An 18,002-nucleotide genomic window follows, 5' to 3' on the forward strand; every position below is an offset into this window, starting at 1 on the left:
GCTCTGTGACGTAGTCTTTGTCACACTTTTTCCACTGCATTGTTGATTTTTGCGTACCGTTTTCCGGTTTTCCCCGCCCGTTGCTGCAATCAAAACAAAACGCTGAAGCCGCCTCGTAAATCGTGACTTTGCAGATAGTCAGGTCAAAACGGGAGGGGTATACCTTGCGCAAAACAGGGAGGCGTGACGATGTGGAAATGGGCTGGAGTGGTGTTAATGCTGTGGAATGGCTACGGAATGGCGGTTTGCCCCGCCTGGTCGCATGCCAGAGCGGAAAAGGAAATTGCGGAACTCAGCGCGCAGGTCGCCCGCTGGAATCAAGCCTACTGGCAGGAAGGAAAAAGCGAGGTCAGCGACGAGGTTTACGATCAACTGAGTGGCAGGCTCACGCAATGGCGGCGCTGCTTTAGCGATGAGCCGCTATCGGATGATGTTCCCTCGGTCAGCGGGACGGTCAAACACCCTGTTGCGCATACGGGCGTGCACAAGGTGGAGGGGAAGGAGGAGCTACGTCAGTGGATGCATGCCCATCATGACCTGTGGGTGCAACCCAAAGTGGATGGTGTCGCAGTCACGCTGGTCTATCGGAAGGGAAAATTAGTGCAGGCCATCAGCCGTGGCGATGGGATAAAAGGTGAAGACTGGACGGCGCGAGTACAAAAAATCCCGTCGATACCTTTAACCCTACAAGGGCCATTGTCGGAGAGCGTTCTACAAGGCGAGCTGTTTTTGCGAAGCGAAGGGCATATCCAGCAGCAGATGGGGGGCATGAACGCCAGGGCCAAAGTGGCGGGAATGATGATGCGCCAGAATGATAGCTCGGTGCTCGATAATCTTGGCGTGTTTATCTGGGCCTGGCCAGATGGGCCAGCCGATATGTCGCAACGTCTTGCGGAACTGTCCAGGGCGGGTTTTCCGCTGACTGGGCGTTATACGCGCGCTGTTCAAACCGCAGATGAGGTCGAGCAAAACAGAATCGACTGGCTGACATCACCTCTGCCGTTTGCCACTGACGGCATTGTGATTCGCTCCGCGATCGAACCTGCGGGCGAGCGCTGGTTGCCCGGGGAGGGAGACTGGGTGGTTGCGTGGAAATACTCGCCCGTCTCTCAGCTTGCTGAAGTTAAAGCCATCCAGTTTGCCGTTGGGCGTACGGGAAAAATAGCCGTGGTTGCCACTCTTGAGCCTGTGCTGTTGGGCGACAAACGTGTGCAGCGAGTGAGCCTGGGTTCCGTTGGGCGATGGCGAACGCTGGACATTGCGCCTGGCGATCAGATTTTGGTGAGTCTTGCCGGGCAAGGCATACCGCGCTTCGATAAAGTCGTATGGCGTGACGCCGAGCGAACCAAATCTGTGCCGCCCGAGCCGCATTTCAGCCCGCTGACCTGTTTCTATGCTTCGCCCGATTGCCTGGAGCAGTTTTTTGCCCGTCTGGTCTGGTTGAGTTCGAAGCGCATTCTCAATATTGAAGGGACAGGGGATTCAGGCTGGCGATTGCTGCATCAGACTCATCATTTTGAGCATATCTTCTCATGGCTGGCGTTGAGCAAAGAGCAGCTTCAAAATACGCCGGGTTTGAATGTGGGTCGGGGTTTGCAGCTATGGCATCGCTTTGAGTTCGCGCGACAGCAGCCTTTTATTCGGTGGATTGGCGCGCTGGGTGTGCCATTACCGCAGGCGGCAGCGAAAGCGCTGAATGCCTCTTCGTGGCAGCAATTACGCGATACTGATGCGGGAAGCTGGAGCCAGCTTCCCGGCGTCGGCCCGGAAAAAGCGCGAAAGCTGGTTGAGTTTTTCCATGATCCTACGATCGATACCCTGGTGTCCTGGCTGGGTAAGCAGGGCGTTCAGGGGTTTTAGAGGGATCCGGTTTTGGCCTTTCGCCATGGCGTGTTTTTGCCCGGAGAACTGAATGTCTCACGCAACTGATCGTAATCGAAAATATGACGGCCACCATCCATCACCGGAAGTAATGTTGGCTCCTGGTAGCAGGTTTCGAGCACTGAACTGCAGTTCTCATTACCTGTTGAAATACCCAGCCAGCTCAGCATAAGCCAGTAGTTATTAGCGGTGGGCCAGAAGCCAGGGACCCAACCGAGTTGACGTTTTTGGGCTGATAGTGCGGGTTGGCTATACCAGATAAACTGCGGAACTTCGTACGCCTCTTTGCTTGGGTTACGGGAGCCATGCATATAAATGGAATCCAGCTGCGGATTTTTTTCCAGCCCGTGATCGGAGAAGTAAAGCATTGAAGAGGCGCTGTTTTGTAAGCGTTTCGCCACCTCGCCGATAAAATAATCGGTGAATCGAATCGCATTGTTGTAGCAATCTTCGTATTTATTTCCCGTATCGAGAATGTTTGCTGATTCCGGATAGCGGTCGCATGCCATCTCATGACTTCCGTTAATGTGCAGCACGATAAATTTCTTACCGGGTTTTTTCAGCGCTTCATCCAGAGCGGGTAAAAGCTCAGTATCATATTGGGTATTAATCCACTGTGCTTTTTGACTCGTGGAGGCAATGGCGACAATGTAATTATTGCTCTTTCCCGAATTGCCTTGTGCGCTGATCCATTCAGTATAATAGCCTGATTTTCTGGCGATGCTGACAATATTGTCGGCAAGCTTATCGACAGTAAAATTGTCTGGATCGGCTTTGCTCATAATCATCGGTACGGCCAGTACCGTGGCTGAGGCAGGGGCAATGGCATGGGTGAAGACGAGGGCGTTCTTCTTAAATGCTGACTCTACAGGCGTGGTCTCCTGATCAAAACCGTAAAGCTGCATATTACTGCTACGCGCGGATTCACCGACGATCACCACATAGTTTTCTATGCCCGTTTGACGATATTGCAAGGCGGGATAATGCACATTTTGCTGGCTGATTTTGTTTGCAAGGGCGCTATCCCGATGGGCAATAATAAATTCTGAACCCGTGTAAAACGGCGTGTTGGTCAGGATCCGCGAACTCAGTGGATAGTAAACTTCCAGATCTTTGCGTTTTTTTAGCCAGTTTGCGGTGGAGTACCAGCCCATATAACCCACAAGTAAGACAATACTGATGACTTTTGCCCGATCAGAGAGGTTATCGCTTAATGATTTAATGGCATACCAGGTGATAACAAAATAGGCAGCGATTACGGGGAAGCTACTGATGTAGAGCCCCGACATGCTTTTCGCTTCAGCCATATGGGTTGCCAGAATACTCATGGCAAAGACGGTGTTGAATTCGCTCTGGTAAACATTCCAGGTGCTGAAAGCGATAGCAAAATTGAGCGTCAGCAGAGCGGTAAGAATAAACGCAATAATTTTGCCGGGTATATACCGGTAGATAGAGGAAGCGCCAAGCAACAGAAGACTATTACAGATCGCAATGCGGACCACAAACCGTGCAGGTTGCGTGAAGTACACTGGCCATATTTGTATAAGCACAGAGATCAGCAGCAGGATTAAAAAATGGCTGCCGATCTTTTTATCAAGGATAAGTACAGAGGTTTTGGCAAGTGACATCGGTTCTTAACGCAAATTTCCAGGGCGATTACAGAACGGTATTGTATTCGTTTTTGAATATATTATAAGCCCACGAAAAGTGCTTTTTTCTGCCCGTTGTCTTTTTGTTAAGAACTCAATGCGAGTCGTGCGTGTAATGAAACACGGGCAGCCCCAGCTTCAGACGCAGCGCCAGCATACGCGCGGTGAAACCGAACAGCAGCGTGGCGATGACGACGACATCGTGGCTCGACACATAATGCTGCAGGGCGATATACAGCACCGCAGAGGCAAACGAAATCCCTGCGTAGAGCTCTTTCTGGAAGACCAGCGGAATGCGTTTACAGAACATGTCGCGCAACACGCCGCCAAATACGCCGGTCACGACCGCGGCGATGGTAGCGATGATCGGGCCTTCACCCATATCCAGCGCGATTTGCGCACCGATAATGGAGAACACGATCAGCCCCAATGCGTCCAGGACCAGAAACAGTCGACGCAGGTGTGGCATGACAGGGGCGGCAATTGTCGTCAGCACCGCGGCAACGGCTACGATGACAACATATTCGGGATGTTTGACCCAGCCGAGCGGGTAGTGTCCGAGCAGGATATCGCGAACCGATCCCCCGCCCAGCGCCGTGGCAGTGGCGATAATGATGACACCAAAAGTGTCCATACGACGACGCCCGGCAGCCAGCGCGCCTGTCATGGCTTCAGCGGTGATACCGACCAGATAGAGAATATGTAAAAGCATTATCGCCTCCAGAGAAACTGGCGACAGAGTAGCCTTTTGTGGTGTGGATCACGATTGAGATTTTCTAAGGCGAAGCGATTTGGCTTAGTTAAACTAATAGGGGAATAGATTCTTTAGCAGGGCAGTGAAGGGTTTTCTTGTGTGGTGTGGGTTTTTAAGCGTGAGAAAAAGTAATGGGTAGCTCGCGTTGAGCTACCCTGACGATTACTCGATGTTCTGAATCTGCTCGCGCATCTGCTCAATCAGCACTTTCAGTTCGATCGCAGAAGTGGTGACTTCGGCATTGATTGACTTGGAGGCCAGCGTGTTCGATTCGCGGTTGAACTCCTGCATCATAAAATCGAGGCGACGACCAACGGCTTCTTTTTTCTTCAGAATGTTGTAGGTCTCTTTGACGTGCGCTTCCAGACGATCCAGCTCTTCGGCCACGTCAACGCGCTGCGCCATCAGGACCAGCTCCTGCTCAAGACGGGTGTTTTCCAGCTGAACTTCGGCGTCTTCGAGTCGGGCAAGCAGGCGTTCGCGCTGCCACTGCAACACTTCTGGCATGTGGGCGCGTACTTTCAGGACTTCTGCGCTGACGCCTTCGAGACGCTGCTCGATCATCGCTTTCAGCGCCTGGCCTTCGGTTTCACGGGCGATGATAAAATCGTCCAGCGCGCCATCGAGCGCACCCAGAATCTCGGTGGTGATCGCATCCAGATCCTGCTCACCGGCCGCCATTACGCCAGGCCAGCGGAGGATATCAACGGGGTTGATTTCACCTTCGTCGCTCTGCATCTTGACCCAGTTCGCGGCGTTCACCAGCTGTTTAGCCAGTTTTTCGTTGAGGATCAGCTCCCCCTGGGCGCTCGCATCGGGTTCAAAACGTAGGTTACATTCCACTTTACCGCGCGTCAGGCGAGCACGGATACGTTCGCGAACGACCGGCTCAAGGCTGCGAAACTGCTCCGGCATACGGAAATACGTTTCCAGATAGCGCTGGTTTACCGAGCGCATTTCCCAGGTAGCGCTACCCCAGCTACCCTTGATTTCACGCCGGGCGTAGGCGGTCATACTGCGAATCATAGACATGTCCGTTTTTAGAGGAGAGATGGGGGGATTATAGCTTTCGGGGCTTTGTCAGGATAGGAATAAGCGCGTTTAATCCGTATAATGCGCAGCCACATTCGTTTCAAGCCGGAGATATCATCATGCGTCCAGCAGGCCGTAGCGCCAATCAGGTGCGCCCTGTCATCCTGACCCGTAACTATACAATACACGCTGAAGGCTCCGTGCTTGTTGAATTCGGTAACACCAAAGTGCTGTGCACCGCCTCTATCGACGAAGGCGTACCGCGTTTTCTGAAAGGCCAGGGCCAGGGTTGGATCACCGCCGAATACGGCATGCTCCCTCGCGCCACCCACACCCGTAACGCTCGCGAAGCGGCGAAAGGCAAGCAGGGCGGCCGCACGATGGAAATCCAGCGCCTGATTGCTCGCGCACTGCGCGCGGCGGTGGATCTGAAAGCCCTGGGCGAATTCACTGTTACCCTCGACTGCGACGTGATTCAGGCAGATGGCGGCACGCGTACGGCGTCCATCACCGGCGCTTGCGTCGCTCTTGCCGATGCGCTGAACAAGCTGGTTGCTGCGGGCAAGCTCAAAACCAACCCGATGAAAGGGATGGTTGCCGCGGTATCCGTTGGGATTGTCAAAGGCGAAGCCCTTTGCGATCTGGAATACGTTGAAGACTCCGCAGCAGAAACAGACATGAACGTAGTGATGACCGAAGACGGTCGCATCATTGAGGTACAGGGCACGGCAGAAGGCGAGCCGTTCACCCATGAAGAGCTTCTTACCTTGCTGGCGTTAGCCCGAGGGGGAATCGAATCCATTGTCGCGACGCAGAAAGCGGCGTTAGAAAATTGATTTTAAGGGCGACGTTGTCGCCCTTTTTTTTGTCCGTAGAAAAGTAAGATGAGGAGCAAATCCATGAAACCCTATCAGCGCCAGTTTATTGAGTTTGCGCTTAACAAGCAGGTTCTTAAGTTCGGCGAATTTACGCTGAAATCCGGGCGTAAAAGTCCCTATTTCTTCAATGCCGGCCTGTTTAATACCGGGCGCGATCTGGCTCTTTTAGGCCGCTTCTACGCCGAAGCGCTGGTAGATTCCGGGATTGATTTTGATCTGCTGTTTGGCCCGGCCTACAAAGGCATTCCAATTGCCACCACCACCGCGGTGGCGTTGGCGGAACACCATGACCGCGACGTGCCGTACTGCTTTAACCGTAAAGAAGCCAAAACCCACGGCGAAGGCGGTAATCTGGTCGGTAGCGCGCTGCAGGGCCGGATCATGCTGGTGGACGATGTGATCACCGCCGGAACCGCGATCCGCGAATCCATGGAGATCATTCAGGCTAACGGCGCGACGCTCGCAGGCGTGCTGATCTCTCTCGATCGTCAGGAGCGTGGCCGCGGTGAGATTTCGGCGATTCAGGAAGTGGAGCGCGATTACAGCTGCAAAGTGACGTCGATTATCACCCTGAAAGACCTGATTGCGTATCTGGAAGAGAAGCCTGAGATGGCGGATCACCTGGCGTCAGTCCAGGCGTATCGGGAAGAGTTCGGCGTCTGAGTGAATTGCCCGGTGGCGCTGCGCTGACCGGGCCTGCGTGTCACCCATGCCGGATAAGGCGTAGCCGCCATCCGGCAAGAGGTTTACTGCAGCTGTGCGGCCACTAACGGCCAGCGGGTATCGAAATCGTCCGTCGGGCGATATTTAAACTCGCTGCGCACAAAACGGGAGAGCATCCCTTCGCAGAAAGCCAAAAGCTGCCCGGCCAGCAGGGTTTCGTCAGTGACGTAGCCTTCGCCTTCACGCATTTTCTTCTCACGCAAAACCTGACGAAGCTGCGCTTCAATACGCTCGAAAAGCTGATTGATGCGCCCCTGAAGTTTGTCCTGCTCAAACATCAGCGCGTGGCCGGTCAAAATGCGGGTCAGACCCGGATTGCGTTCACCAAATCCCAGAATCAGCAGCACGATCAGACGTAAGCGCGACGTGGTGTCTTTTTCGTCTTTTAAAATCAGGTTGATACGGGTGATCAGGCTGTCTTCGATAAATTCGATCAGGCTGTCAAACATCCGCGTTTTGCTGGGGAAATGACGGTACAGCGCCGCTTCTGACACACCCACGGAGGCCGCCAGTTTTGCGGTGGTGATGCGTTGACTGCCATCGCTGGATTCAAGCATCAGAGCCAGAGATTGAAGTATTTCCTCGCGACGATTCCTTTTCGCGGTTTGTTTTTCTGCCATGTTACAAAATACCCCTGAAAATAAGCGCTTTTACGGCGAGCATCCACACAGCGACCGCAAACTGTCGTTTGCGGTGTGTTATCGCGTTATGACGCTGTGAGATGCGTATCGTTGGGCTTATTTGCGCCCTGAGTGGCCGAAGCCGCCTTCGCCGCGATCGGTGGCGTCAAAATCTTCCACCAGATTAAATTCAGCCTGAACCACCGGCACAAAGACCATCTGCGCGATACGTTCGCCCGGCTCAATGGTGAAGCTGTCCTGGCCACGGTTCCAGACGGAGACCATCAGCTGACCCTGGTAGTCAGAATCGATAAGCCCAACCAGATTGCCCAGCACGATACCATGCTTGTGACCCAGGCCAGAGCGAGGCAGGATCACTGCCGCAAGCGATGAGTCGGCAATGTGAATCGCCAGACCTGTCGGGATAAGCGTGGTCGCGCCCGGCGCCAGCTCTACGGCGTCGTCGAGACAGGCACGCAGGTCAAGACCGGCAGAACCGGAGGTGGCATAGGTCGGCAGCGGGAATTGCTGACCAACACGCGGGTCCAGAATCTTAACGTCGATTTTTTTCATCATAACGGGTAACGATCTCGTCCAGTAATTGTTGGCCCAGGAGTTCCTTGCGCTCAAGCGGTAAGACTTTATCTCCATCCTGCCAGAAAAGGTGCAGTGCATTGCTGTCGCTGTTAAATCCTTGCGTCGCCAGCGAGACATCGTTCGCGCAAATCAAATCGAGATTTTTGCGGGTACGTTTTTGCCGGGCGTATTCTTCCACATTATTCGTTTCTGCGGCAAATCCAACGACGTAAGGTCGGTGGGTTTTTAATGCGGCAACACCGGCGACGATGTCGGGATTTTTCACCATTTTTATCGTTAATTCATCGCCTTGCTTTTTGATTTTCGCCTCGGCAATCGTTTCTGCACGGTAATCCGCGACGGCCGCACAGCCGATAAATATTTGCTGTTTCTGCGCGTGAGCCTGAACCGCGGCTTCCATTTCCAGCGCCGTCGTCACGTCGATACGCTGCACAGAGGCGGGTGTTGGTAGCAAAACCGGCCCGCTCACCAGCGTAACCGTGGCACCGCGTTTTGCCGCGGCGGCGGCAATGGCGAAGCCCATCTTGCCGGAGCTGTGGTTGGTGATGTAACGCACCGGGTCGAGCGGTTCGCGCGTCGGGCCTGCCGTAATCATGATGTTGAGATGTTGCAGGTCGTTGACAGGGGCGAAATGGGTGGCGGCCATATCGACAATCGCAAGGGGATCCAGCATGCGTCCTGGGCCGATATCACCGCAGGCCTGGCTGCCGCTGTCGGGGCCCCATATCAGCAGGCCGCGAGAGGCCAGAACCTCCAGGTTATGCTGGGTGGCGGCGTTGCGGTACATCTGCTGATTCATGGCCGGCACCACGGCGACCGGGGCGGGCGTGGCGAGACAAATGGTCGATACCAGGTCGTTTGCCATACCGGCGGCAACGCGTGCGATTAAATCGGCCGTTGCGGGGGCGAGGATCACCAGATCGGCCCATTTGCCGAGCTCAATGTGGCCCATCGCCGCTTCGGCTGCCGGGTCCAGCAGACTGTCAGAGACCGGATATCCCGACACTGCCTGCAAACTCAGGGGCGTGATAAAGGCCTTACCGCCTTCGGTTATTGCGACCCGCACATCGGCCCCGCGCTCGCGCAAACGGCGCACCAGATCTGGCGTTTTATAGGCAGCAATGCCGCCGCTCACGCCAAGAACGATTTTTTTACCGGCCAGGCTCATCATGATTCTTTCCTGTTGGGTTTCACCAGAGAGCGGGCATTTTATCACAATCCCAAAAGTGACGTGATTTTGTCCGTGCTGCACTTTGCGAGGCGCTACGCAAGAACGAAAAGTGCCTGTCGAGCGGCGGCAATTCCTGTGTCAGCATGAGAGAAAAACAGGGAGAAGAGATATGGATGTCACCTTACCGCTCTTACCGCGCGAGAAAATGCTCCATTTTGGGATCACTTCGCTGACCGACAGCGAGCTGCTGGCACTTTTTTTACGCACCGGTACGCCTGGGAAAAGTGTGTTCACGCTGGCGGAGGAGCTGCTGGCGCATTTCGGCTCACTTTATGGTCTGCTCAACGCGGAGCTGGTGGAATTCAAGCATGTCGAAGGGATTGGCGTGGCGAAATATGCCCAGCTCAAGGGGATTGCGGAGCTGTCGAGACGCTATCATAGCGTGCGTATGCTCGAGGATAACCCTCTGATAAGCCCTGAAATGACGCGGGATTTCTTACAGAGTCAGCTCTCCGATGCCGAGCGCGAGATCTTTATGGTGATCTTTCTGGATAACCAGAATCGGGTGTTAAAACACTGCCCGCTGTTCTCGGGTACATTGGGCCACGTGGAGGTTCATCCGCGAGAAATTGTCCGCGAAGCGATAAAAGTGAATGCAGCCGCCGTGATCCTCGCGCATAATCACCCCTCGGGTTGCGCTAAACCAAGTCAAGCTGACAAAGAGATCACTGAACGTATCATCAAATGCTGTCAATTCATGGACATTCGTGTGCTTGACCATTTAGTTATCGGTCGTGGAGAGTATGTTTCTTTTGCCGAACATGGTTGGATTTAGACCATTTCGCGCGATCCATCGGGATCTTTGTCTGTTCGGGACTTGAGCACATCGTCGAGTCAGCGTATACTACGCCACCTTTGAGAATCTCGGGTTTGGCATTTGGGCCTGGCAATCGAGAGTTCGCTTAGAACCGCGATGACCGGGCTGTAAAGCCTGACGAGGCGCCGATACCCCATACGAAGCTCGAGCTAATTTGATTTTTGGAGAATAGACATGTCCCGAGTCTGCCAAGTTACTGGCAAGCGTCCGGTGACCGGTAACAACCGTTCCCACGCACTGAACGCGACTAAACGCCGTTTCCTGCCGAACCTGCACTCTCACCGTTTCTGGGTTGAGAGCGAGAAGCGTTTTGTCACCCTGCGTGTATCTGCTAAAGGTATGCGTGTTATTGATAAGAAAGGCATCGATACAGTTCTGTCCGAACTGCGTGCCCGTGGCGAAAAGTACTAAGTACTTAACGAGGAAATAAATCATGGCTAAAGGTATTCGTGAGAAAATCAAGCTGGTTTCTTCTGCTGGTACAGGTCACTTCTACACCACCACGAAGAACAAGCGTACTAAGCCGGAAAAACTGGAACTGAAAAAGTTCGATCCAGTTGTCCGTCAGCACGTGCTGTACAAAGAAGCTAAAATCAAATAATTTTAGTTTTCTTTGAAGAAAAACCCCGCAATCGCGGGGTTTTTTGCATTCTGTGTATCTCAAAGGAGGAAACATGCCTGAATTACCTGAGGTAGAGACCAGCCGTCGTGGAATTGAACCCCATCTGGTGGGGGCGACCATTCTGCATGCCGTCGTTCGTAATGGCCGTCTGCGCTGGCCTGTTTCCGATGAGATCCACGCCCTCAGCGACAAGCCTGTGCTCAGCGTGCAGCGTCGCGCCAAGTATCTGCTGCTGGAGCTGCCCGATGGCTGGATCATTATCCACCTGGGAATGTCAGGGAGCCTGCGCATCCTCACTGAAGAGCTGCCTGCCGAAAAACACGACCACGTCGATCTGGTGATGAGTAACGGCAAGGTGCTGCGCTACACCGATCCTCGCCGCTTCGGTGCCTGGCTGTGGACCAAAGAGCTGGAAGGGCATAACGTGCTGGCCCATCTCGGCCCTGAACCGCTCAGTGCAGACTTCAACGCCGAATACCTGAAGGCGAAGTGCGCGAAGAAGAAAACGCCGATCAAACCCTGGCTGATGGATAACAAGCTGGTGGTGGGCGTCGGGAACATTTATGCCAGTGAATCCCTGTTCGCTGCCGGGATCCATCCCGATCGGCTGGCCTCTTCGCTATCTGATAAAGAGTGTGAGCTGCTGGTGAAAGTGATCAAAGCCGTTCTGCTGCGCTCGATAGAGCAGGGCGGAACTACGCTGAAGGATTTCCTGCAAAGTGACGGGAAGCCGGGCTATTTTGCCCAGGAGCTGCAGGTGTATGGCCGAAAAGGGGAGCCGTGCAGAGTGTGCGGGACGCCGATTGTGGCGTCCAAACATGCGCAGCGGGCGACGTTTTACTGCCGCCAGTGCCAGAAGTAAGTTACCTGAGCTTGTCCATCAGCGCCTGATGGACGTTTGCCGGCAGGAAGTGCGTCACATCGCCCCCGTGGCGTGCCACCTCTTTCACCAGCGATGACGAGATAAACGACCACTCTTTCGACGGCATCAGAAACACGCTTTCCAGCTCCGGCATCAGATGGCGGTTCATGTGCGCCAGCTGCATCTCATATTCAAAATCAGCCACGGCGCGCAGCCCACGAATCAGAATGTTGGCTTTTTGCGCGCGGGCAAAATTCGCCATCAGATCGCTAAACCCCACCACTTCCACATTCGGAAGATGTGCGATCGCAGCGGTCGCCAGAGCGACGCGTTCATCCAGATCGAACATCGGTTTTTTACTCGGGCTGGCGGCAATCGCCAGAACAACCCGGTCAAACATACTGGCCGCGCGGGTGATGATATCAAGATGACCGTTAGTGATCGGATCGAAGGTACCCGGATAAATCGCTTTTGTGCTCATGGCTCACGCTTTCTCTGAGTAGCCGCGGTTCAGTGCCCACAGCTCGGTGTATTTGTTGAAAGTATACTGGGCATTCACCACCGCCAGTAACCAGCCCTGTTTGCCATCCAGAATGCCTGCGCGCAGTACCAGCGTTTTCAGAAACGCGCCCAGCGTGTGAGCGAAGATACCGGCAATCGAGGCTTTCTTGCCGCGCTGGTGGCGCTCCTGCGCCCATGCGGTTGCATAGCTGAGCTGTTTGCGCTGGAAGCTGGAAAAATCCCGACAGGTAAGATGACGCAAATCGCCTTGCAGGTTGATCACCTCGGCGTTCGCGCACTCCAGCGATTCGTGCACCAGATTGCTGTTGTACTGGTAGCGCTCGCGTTCATACAAGCGCATGACGCGGTCGGGATACCAGCCGCTGTGGCGCATAAAGCGTCCGAGGAAATAGTTGCGGCGGGCGATGCTATAAACTGCGCCAGGTTTTGGCGAGGCCAGCACTGACTGAAGGGATTGCTGCAATTCCGGCGTCACGCGCTCGTCGGTGTCGATCATCAGCACGTAATCGCCGGTGGCAAAAGATTGTGCGCGCTGGCGCTGAATGCCGTAGCCCTGCCAGTCCGTATCGATGAAGACCTTTGCACCCGCGGCGCGGGCGACCTCAAGGGTGTTGTCGCTGCTGCCTGAATCGAGGAGGATAATTTCGTCGGCCCAGGCGACAGAGGCCAGGCAGTCCGGAAGCAGGTCAGCGGCGTTTTTGGCGATCATCACGACCGACAGACGCTTGGACATTAATGGCTCCGCTGAGGCAGATAAGGTTGCAGAAGTTGCAGCAGACGGGTCAGCGCGCCCTGGTTCTGATGCAGCACTTCGACGGCATGACGACCGTACCACAGGCGGTAATCTTCGTCGGTGAGCAGGGTCGAGACCTCTTTCACCACCGAGTCCGCGTCGGTTACGGTAATTAAGCCATCGGCTTGCTGCAATTTAGCGCAGATATCTTTGAAGTTAAATGTGTGCGGGCCCATCAGCACCGGAATGGCGTGTGCGGCCGGCTCCAGCGGGTTATGACCGCCGCGCTCGACAAGGCTTCCGCCAACGAAGGCCAGATCGGCAATTCCGTACAGCAGCATCAGTTCGCCCATCGTATCGCCAATCACCACCTGGGTGCTGCCGGATGGGATCTCACCGCTGCTGCGCAGGGTGAAGCTAAATCCGCCTTTCTGCACCATTTCACGCGCGTCTATAAAGCGCTCCGGATGGCGAGGAACGAGAATCAGCAGTAAATCGGGGAATTTCTCCAGCAGCTTGCGATGCGCCTGCAGGATAATCTCTTCTTCGCCGTCATGCGTGCTGGTGGCAATCCACACCTGGCGGCGCGGGGCCCACTGGCGGCGCAACGTGACGGCGCGGGCGGCGAGTTCTGGCGTGACGGAAATATCAAATTTCAGGCTACCCGTGACGGCGAGCTGATTGCGTTTCAATCCCAGGGAGATAAAGCGCGCGCCGTCCTCTTCGTTTTGGGCGGCGATCAGCGTGATTTTCGCCAGCAGGCGGCGCATAAAGCTGCCCAGCTTGCCGTAGCCTTTGGCCGAGCGTTCCGACAGGCGGGCGTTAGCGACGACCAGCGGAATTTTACGGGCATGCAGGGCGGAAATCATATTCGGCCACAGTTCGGTTTCCATCACGATCACCAGCTTCGGACGCACGGTGTTGAGGAAACGGTTCATGGCGCAGGGTAAATCGTACGGCAGATAGACGTGATGGACATCTTTACCGAAGGCCGACATGGCGCGTTCGGAGCCGGTCGGCGTCATTGTGGTGACGGTAATCGGCAGCGAAGGATAGCGGTGGCGCAGGGCGCGGACCAACGGGATCGCGGCCAGCGTCTCGCCGACAGAAACGGAATGCAGCAAAATACCGTCCGGGGCGACCTTATTGCGGCAATAGCCATAACGTTCAGCCCAGCGTTTTCGGTACGCAGGCGCTTTACGGCTACGAAGCAGCAGTCGCAGCCACACCAGTGGCTGAATAATGTAGAGCAGGGCGGTATACAACAATTCCAAGCGATTATCCGTTTTTGAGTTTCGGCGGGCAAATTCTAAGCATTTAGGCGGGGTAAAGCTATCTCTTTGGCGTTTTTGCTCGCCCGGTTGGCGGTGTTGCGTTCATTTAGAGCAAAAAAAACGGGCAATCACTTGCCCGTTTAGTCTCTTGTGGATTACCGCTCTGCTTCAGGAAGCGCATTCAAATGGTAGGTCACACGCTCCGACAGGCCGCGAATATCTCCACCGGTAATGAAGAAACTGTCGTCTTTCTGATTCGGGTTACTCACTGAATAGCCGAGCATTTTGTTAATCAACGTTGCCACCTGGAAGTGGTTCAACGGGATTTGCGGGCTAATGGCATTCATGGAGTAGGCCGGATCGTTGCTGAAATAAAGGAACGGTACCTGAGCAATCGGCATTTCCACGACCGAGTGGCCGAATAAGCCGCCGTCGCCTACGCGCTCCCCGTGATCCGAGGTGATAAAGACCAGCACCGGCAGCTTAGATTTTGCCATCGTGGTACGAATCGCAGAGGCCAGTTCTTTGTCGTACAGGCGAACGGCATCGTCGTACTCATTTTTCTTCTGCGCAACGTCATCACTCAGACGTGGCGTGGAGAATTTAGCAAAGCCTTGTGGGATATTACGCTCGTAAGGAATATGCGGCGCACGGCTATTGAGCACCATCAGGAACGGCTTGTTCCAGTCCAGAGCGGCTTTTTCGACAGACGGAGTGAGTACCACATCTGCACCGACATCGGGAGCCGGGCGGATCTGCGTATCTTCCCACAGATCAATATCGTGGATACCGATCCAATTGCTTAACCCTTCCAGGCCTTGAGCCGAGATGAACGCGGTCTGATAACCCTGCTTTTTCGCATTAGCAAAGATATTGGTCGATTTCGATTTGTACGCGCCGTAGTTGTCCGGTTCGCGCAGGTTGTTCACCAGCATCGGAATAGCCACGCGCGTCGACACGGCGTTAGAGACAATCAGACGACCCGTACCTTGATACTGCTGCATCAGCGCTTTCAGTTCTGGCGTGGTATCACGCTCGTAGCCCAGGGCGCTCACGTGGTGCGGGTTCAGGCTCTCGCCAATCGCCAGGATGATGGAGTATTTACCCGCGTGCGAGCCTTCCACAGGCGTGACCTTGTACGGCTCATAATGGGTGACGCTCTGGTTTTCGCCGGAAAGCGCTTCCGGGATCAGACGGATGGCGCTGAAGCTCATGGCCGACAAACCGTTACGCAGCAGTGAGTGGCGAAGATCAGGGTTGAACTTATACATCTGCCCGTCGATCGCTTTATAGAACTGCCCGGCAAACATCACCACGATAGCCAGCAGACATGGCATTGCCAGCCATTTATGCCACTGCGGTGCCATCCGGCGGGTAAAGACCAGTGCAAATACCACTGCAACGATCATGATGGCAAAGTAGATGCCCAGCGAACCGAGGCTATCGGTAATCCCACTGGCAATATCTTTTGTTTCAACGAAAGCCAGCCACACTTCGCTGGGGCCGTAGAACTGACCGTAGAATTGGTAATAAACCGCTTCTGAGATCTGCACGATAAATGTCACGGCCAGCAGCAGGCGAGTGAGGAAGAAGCGTGCGCTTATGGCTGCTAAAAACGAAATGATCAGATAAAGGGAGATATCTCCGGCTTTCGGTTGGTAAACGTGATCTTTTAACAGAATGATGATTTCGGAAAGCGAAAACAGCACCAGGAAAGCCAGCGTCAACACCAGCGTGCGCAGGATATTGCGACGTGGCGTGAGTGATGATTGTGTAGATGTTTTAAACATGTTCAGACTCAATCCAACTCAGAACTTTTTAGTCAGCGGACGAATGGCTTTACCGAATCCAAAGCGCAGCGCGCGAACCAGTGTGGGGCGAGTGTGCAATCCTTTACGCCAGGTATCCTGAAACAGGGCATACCAGCGCGCGGCGACCGCCTCGCGGGAATAGACCTGCAGACGTTTATCACCCTGTTCACGCATCTGACGATACAGCTCAGGAGAATTTTTTAAGCGCATAATAGCCTCGAACGCCTCATCCGGGTTTTTCGCAATCAGGTAATCCAGCTCGCTTTCGCGAATTGCGCGGTAAGAGGGTTCGTCGTCACAGACCATTACCGTCTTGCCCAGCCAGTTATTAATCAGCTTACTGGCGGGTTTGCGGGCAAGTTTATGATCGTGAGATTTACGGAAACTGATACAAACATCCACGTCCTGGTAGTTCGTCCAGTTATCAAATGAGATGCGCAGCTCGATGCCTTGCTCCGCCAGGCGCTGTTTAAAATCGCCTTCGCGATAAGCTTCCGGGAAGCTGTCTACGCGCCCAAAGAAAGCCACGGTTTTGACGGTTTCATCCGTGCGTTCACGGGGCTTCACACCAGGCTGCGGCCAGTACGGCACGAAAATACGATTACTGTGACCGTCGACTTCCGGGTTCTGATCGACGACGACATCAGCGCCAATGACCGGTGGACGATCGGCACGAGCGACCACGGTTAAACCGCGCCACGGCTTCACGCGAGAGCCAAAGTCATCGTTGTGCATCAGGTTGATGGCATCTGCCCGACACTCTGAGCCAAATGAGCACTCAATATCGTCACCGTAATAGTGTTTAAGCGCCAGGGTGGTCTGGAAAGTCCAGCCGCCGCGACCTCCGCAATAAAAACGTTCAGGAATGCTATCCGGATTTACGCGGTTATCCAGCAATGTCTGGAAGTCAGCATAGTTTTTAGCAATAAAATCAGCGCGGGAAACCGCGTGTAGTTTGAGTTTACTCATCATGTCCGTTAGCCGAGAATTTTTTTAAGACGAAAGTAGCGACGTCCCAGACGCCAGCGTTGACGTAAGCCACGCGCATTTTTCCAGATCATTGACCAGATGCCACGATCGAACAGCTCCTGGGTGATCTCGCGTTTTTTCGCCATATCCTGGATGTTGTTGATGCTATGCAGGATCCCCAAACCCTCTTTGGCGATCTGCCAGTGACAGGCAGGAACACGCTTAACCTGTTCCGGATGGCGCAGATTAATAGCCTCCAGCATCTCCAGTATTTTCATATAGTGGCGAGACGAGCGCATCCGCGTATCGTCAGTACCTGGCGTATGGGAAACCGACGCCGAGTGAATCAGATAATCATAAAAGACTTCATCCACATACTGAACGCGTTTGGCGGTCAGCAATACTTCTGTCGTCCACGGGATATCCTGATGGCGTAGGCCGTGCTCGAAGGTAAAACCTTGTTCTTTGAGAAAGGCATGGCGATAGATATTCAGCCAGGTCACGTGCAAGAACTTGCGTGATTCCAGCGCCATTTGCAGCCAGGTCGGCCCGTCCAGAACGCCAGTGGAGGTCAGTTTGTCAGACGGGAAAATTTTCTTCGACGGACGACCATCATCATAGATATAGGTGCCGTTGCAGGTAGCGACGTCAAGATTACCGGCATAGGCGATCTCCAGCAGGCGCGGATACATGCCTGGATAGATAACATCGTCGATATCCGGGAAAGCGACATACTCCCCTTTCGCGACCGCAAGACCGGTATTACGCGCTGCGGAGACGCCGCCGTTGGGCTGAACAATCACCTGAAAATCGCTAAATTCGCTGGCGTAGCTCGCGATAATTTCCGCAGAACCATCCGTAGAACCGTCATTGACGACGATCAGTTCCAGACTTTCCAGGTTCTGCTTCTTAATGCTGTCAAAAAAAGCGCTCAGGAAGGATTCGCCGTTATAAACAGCGACAACGAGGCTTAATTGAGGCGTTCCAGACATGCATACTCCGTATTATTCCGCGCTGCGGCAGCAAT

The 18,002-nt window shown here is 54.2% G+C and carries 19 protein-coding genes; 7 read left to right on the top strand and 12 right to left on the bottom strand.

Annotated elements, in window-relative coordinates:
• Positions 1-189: 189 nt before the first annotated feature.
• Complete coding sequence (ligB, locus tag U9O48_RS00660) at positions 190-1,860, top strand: NAD-dependent DNA ligase LigB (protein WP_324723307.1); 1,671 nt, start codon at positions 190-192, stop codon at positions 1,858-1,860.
• Here ligB and U9O48_RS00665 read toward each other — a convergent pair.
• From U9O48_RS00665 to U9O48_RS00675, 3 genes are all read right to left on the bottom strand, one after another.
• Positions 1,857-3,509 carry a phosphoethanolamine transferase gene (locus U9O48_RS00665; RefSeq protein ID WP_285146222.1) on the bottom strand — a complete coding sequence of 551 codons (1,653 nt, stop codon included), beginning with the start codon at positions 3,507-3,509 and terminating at the stop codon, positions 1,857-1,859. The genes ligB and U9O48_RS00665 overlap by 4 nt on opposite strands.
• A gap of 115 nt (positions 3,510-3,624) precedes the next feature.
• Positions 3,625-4,242 (bottom strand): trimeric intracellular cation channel family protein, encoded by a 618-nt coding sequence (locus U9O48_RS00670; protein ID WP_282492061.1) that lies wholly within the window; start codon positions 4,240-4,242, stop codon positions 3,625-3,627.
• Between the two features lie 204 nt (positions 4,243-4,446).
• Positions 4,447-5,310: a YicC/YloC family endoribonuclease gene (locus U9O48_RS00675; protein WP_282492060.1), complete on the bottom strand. Its 864-nt coding sequence runs from the start codon at positions 5,308-5,310 to the stop codon at positions 4,447-4,449.
• Between the two features lie 125 nt (positions 5,311-5,435).
• On the opposite strand from U9O48_RS00675, the gene rph reads away from it, so the two are divergent.
• Positions 5,436-6,152 carry a ribonuclease PH gene (gene rph / locus U9O48_RS00680; protein WP_285146221.1) on the top strand — a complete coding sequence of 239 codons (717 nt, stop codon included), beginning with the start codon at positions 5,436-5,438 and terminating at the stop codon, positions 6,150-6,152.
• A gap of 63 nt (positions 6,153-6,215) precedes the next feature.
• On the top strand, positions 6,216-6,857 hold the full coding sequence (gene pyrE / locus U9O48_RS00685; RefSeq protein ID WP_282492058.1) for an orotate phosphoribosyltransferase: 642 nt from the start codon (positions 6,216-6,218) through the stop codon (positions 6,855-6,857).
• An 83-nt stretch (positions 6,858-6,940) separates the two neighbouring features.
• Here the strand turns inward: pyrE and slmA are convergent, their stop codons facing one another.
• From slmA to coaBC, 3 genes are all read right to left on the bottom strand, one after another.
• On the bottom strand, positions 6,941-7,537 hold the full coding sequence (gene slmA, locus U9O48_RS00690) for a nucleoid occlusion factor SlmA (RefSeq protein WP_095280150.1): 597 nt from the start codon (positions 7,535-7,537) through the stop codon (positions 6,941-6,943).
• A 117-nt stretch (positions 7,538-7,654) separates the two neighbouring features.
• A complete protein-coding gene (dut, locus tag U9O48_RS00695; protein WP_282492056.1) occupies positions 7,655-8,113 on the bottom strand; it encodes a dUTP diphosphatase in 459 nt (152 codons plus the stop codon).
• On the bottom strand, positions 8,091-9,302 hold the full coding sequence (coaBC, locus tag U9O48_RS00700; protein ID WP_285146316.1) for a bifunctional phosphopantothenoylcysteine decarboxylase/phosphopantothenate--cysteine ligase CoaBC: 1,212 nt from the start codon (positions 9,300-9,302) through the stop codon (positions 8,091-8,093). Before coaBC ends, dut begins: the two co-directional genes overlap by 23 nt.
• A gap of 172 nt (positions 9,303-9,474) precedes the next feature.
• Between coaBC and radC the strand changes: the two genes are divergently transcribed.
• The 4 genes from radC to mutM all read left to right on the top strand — a co-directional run bounded on the left by radC (position 9,475) and on the right by mutM (position 11,666).
• Positions 9,475-10,140, top strand: a complete 666-nt coding sequence (gene radC, locus U9O48_RS00705) for a RadC family protein (RefSeq protein WP_282492055.1) — start codon at positions 9,475-9,477, stop codon at positions 10,138-10,140.
• A 216-nt stretch (positions 10,141-10,356) separates the two neighbouring features.
• Positions 10,357-10,593: a 50S ribosomal protein L28 gene (rpmB, locus tag U9O48_RS00710; protein WP_002436699.1), complete on the top strand. Its 237-nt coding sequence runs from the start codon at positions 10,357-10,359 to the stop codon at positions 10,591-10,593.
• Between the two features lie 22 nt (positions 10,594-10,615).
• Positions 10,616-10,783 carry a 50S ribosomal protein L33 gene (gene rpmG, locus U9O48_RS00715; RefSeq protein WP_003024094.1) on the top strand — a complete coding sequence of 56 codons (168 nt, stop codon included), beginning with the start codon at positions 10,616-10,618 and terminating at the stop codon, positions 10,781-10,783.
• Positions 10,784-10,856: 73 nt separating this feature from the next.
• The gene (gene mutM / locus U9O48_RS00720) at positions 10,857-11,666 is read left to right on the top strand and encodes a bifunctional DNA-formamidopyrimidine glycosylase/DNA-(apurinic or apyrimidinic site) lyase (protein WP_285146219.1); all 810 of its coding nucleotides are present in this window, start codon (positions 10,857-10,859) and stop codon (positions 11,664-11,666) included.
• Position 11,667: 1 nt separating this feature from the next.
• Here mutM and coaD read toward each other — a convergent pair whose 3' ends face one another.
• The 6 genes from coaD to U9O48_RS00750 form a co-directional block, all read right to left on the bottom strand.
• Positions 11,668-12,147, bottom strand: a complete 480-nt coding sequence (gene coaD / locus U9O48_RS00725; RefSeq protein WP_324723310.1) for a pantetheine-phosphate adenylyltransferase — start codon at positions 12,145-12,147, stop codon at positions 11,668-11,670.
• Positions 12,148-12,150: 3 nt separating this feature from the next.
• A complete protein-coding gene (locus U9O48_RS00730) occupies positions 12,151-12,921 on the bottom strand; it encodes a glycosyltransferase family 2 protein (RefSeq protein WP_324723311.1) in 771 nt (256 codons plus the stop codon).
• Entirely contained in the window at positions 12,921-14,195 is a 1,275-nt protein-coding gene (waaA, locus tag U9O48_RS00735) for a lipid IV(A) 3-deoxy-D-manno-octulosonic acid transferase (RefSeq protein ID WP_285155715.1), read from the bottom strand. Before waaA ends, U9O48_RS00730 begins: the two co-directional genes overlap by 1 nt.
• Positions 14,196-14,350: 155 nt before the next feature.
• Positions 14,351-15,985 carry a sulfatase-like hydrolase/transferase gene (locus U9O48_RS00740; protein ID WP_324723313.1) on the bottom strand — a complete coding sequence of 545 codons (1,635 nt, stop codon included), beginning with the start codon at positions 15,983-15,985 and terminating at the stop codon, positions 14,351-14,353.
• An 18-nt stretch (positions 15,986-16,003) separates the two neighbouring features.
• Positions 16,004-16,975 carry a glycosyltransferase family 1 protein gene (locus U9O48_RS00745; protein ID WP_324724429.1) on the bottom strand — a complete coding sequence of 324 codons (972 nt, stop codon included), beginning with the start codon at positions 16,973-16,975 and terminating at the stop codon, positions 16,004-16,006.
• Positions 16,976-16,983: 8 nt separating this feature from the next.
• A complete protein-coding gene (locus tag U9O48_RS00750) occupies positions 16,984-17,967 on the bottom strand; it encodes a glycosyltransferase (RefSeq protein ID WP_285146213.1) in 984 nt (327 codons plus the stop codon).
• Positions 17,968-18,002: the final 35 nt, after the last annotated feature.

This window comes from Lelliottia sp. JS-SCA-14 (genome assembly GCF_035593345.1).
GTDB lineage: Bacteria > Pseudomonadota > Gammaproteobacteria > Enterobacterales > Enterobacteriaceae > Enterobacter > Enterobacter wanjuensis.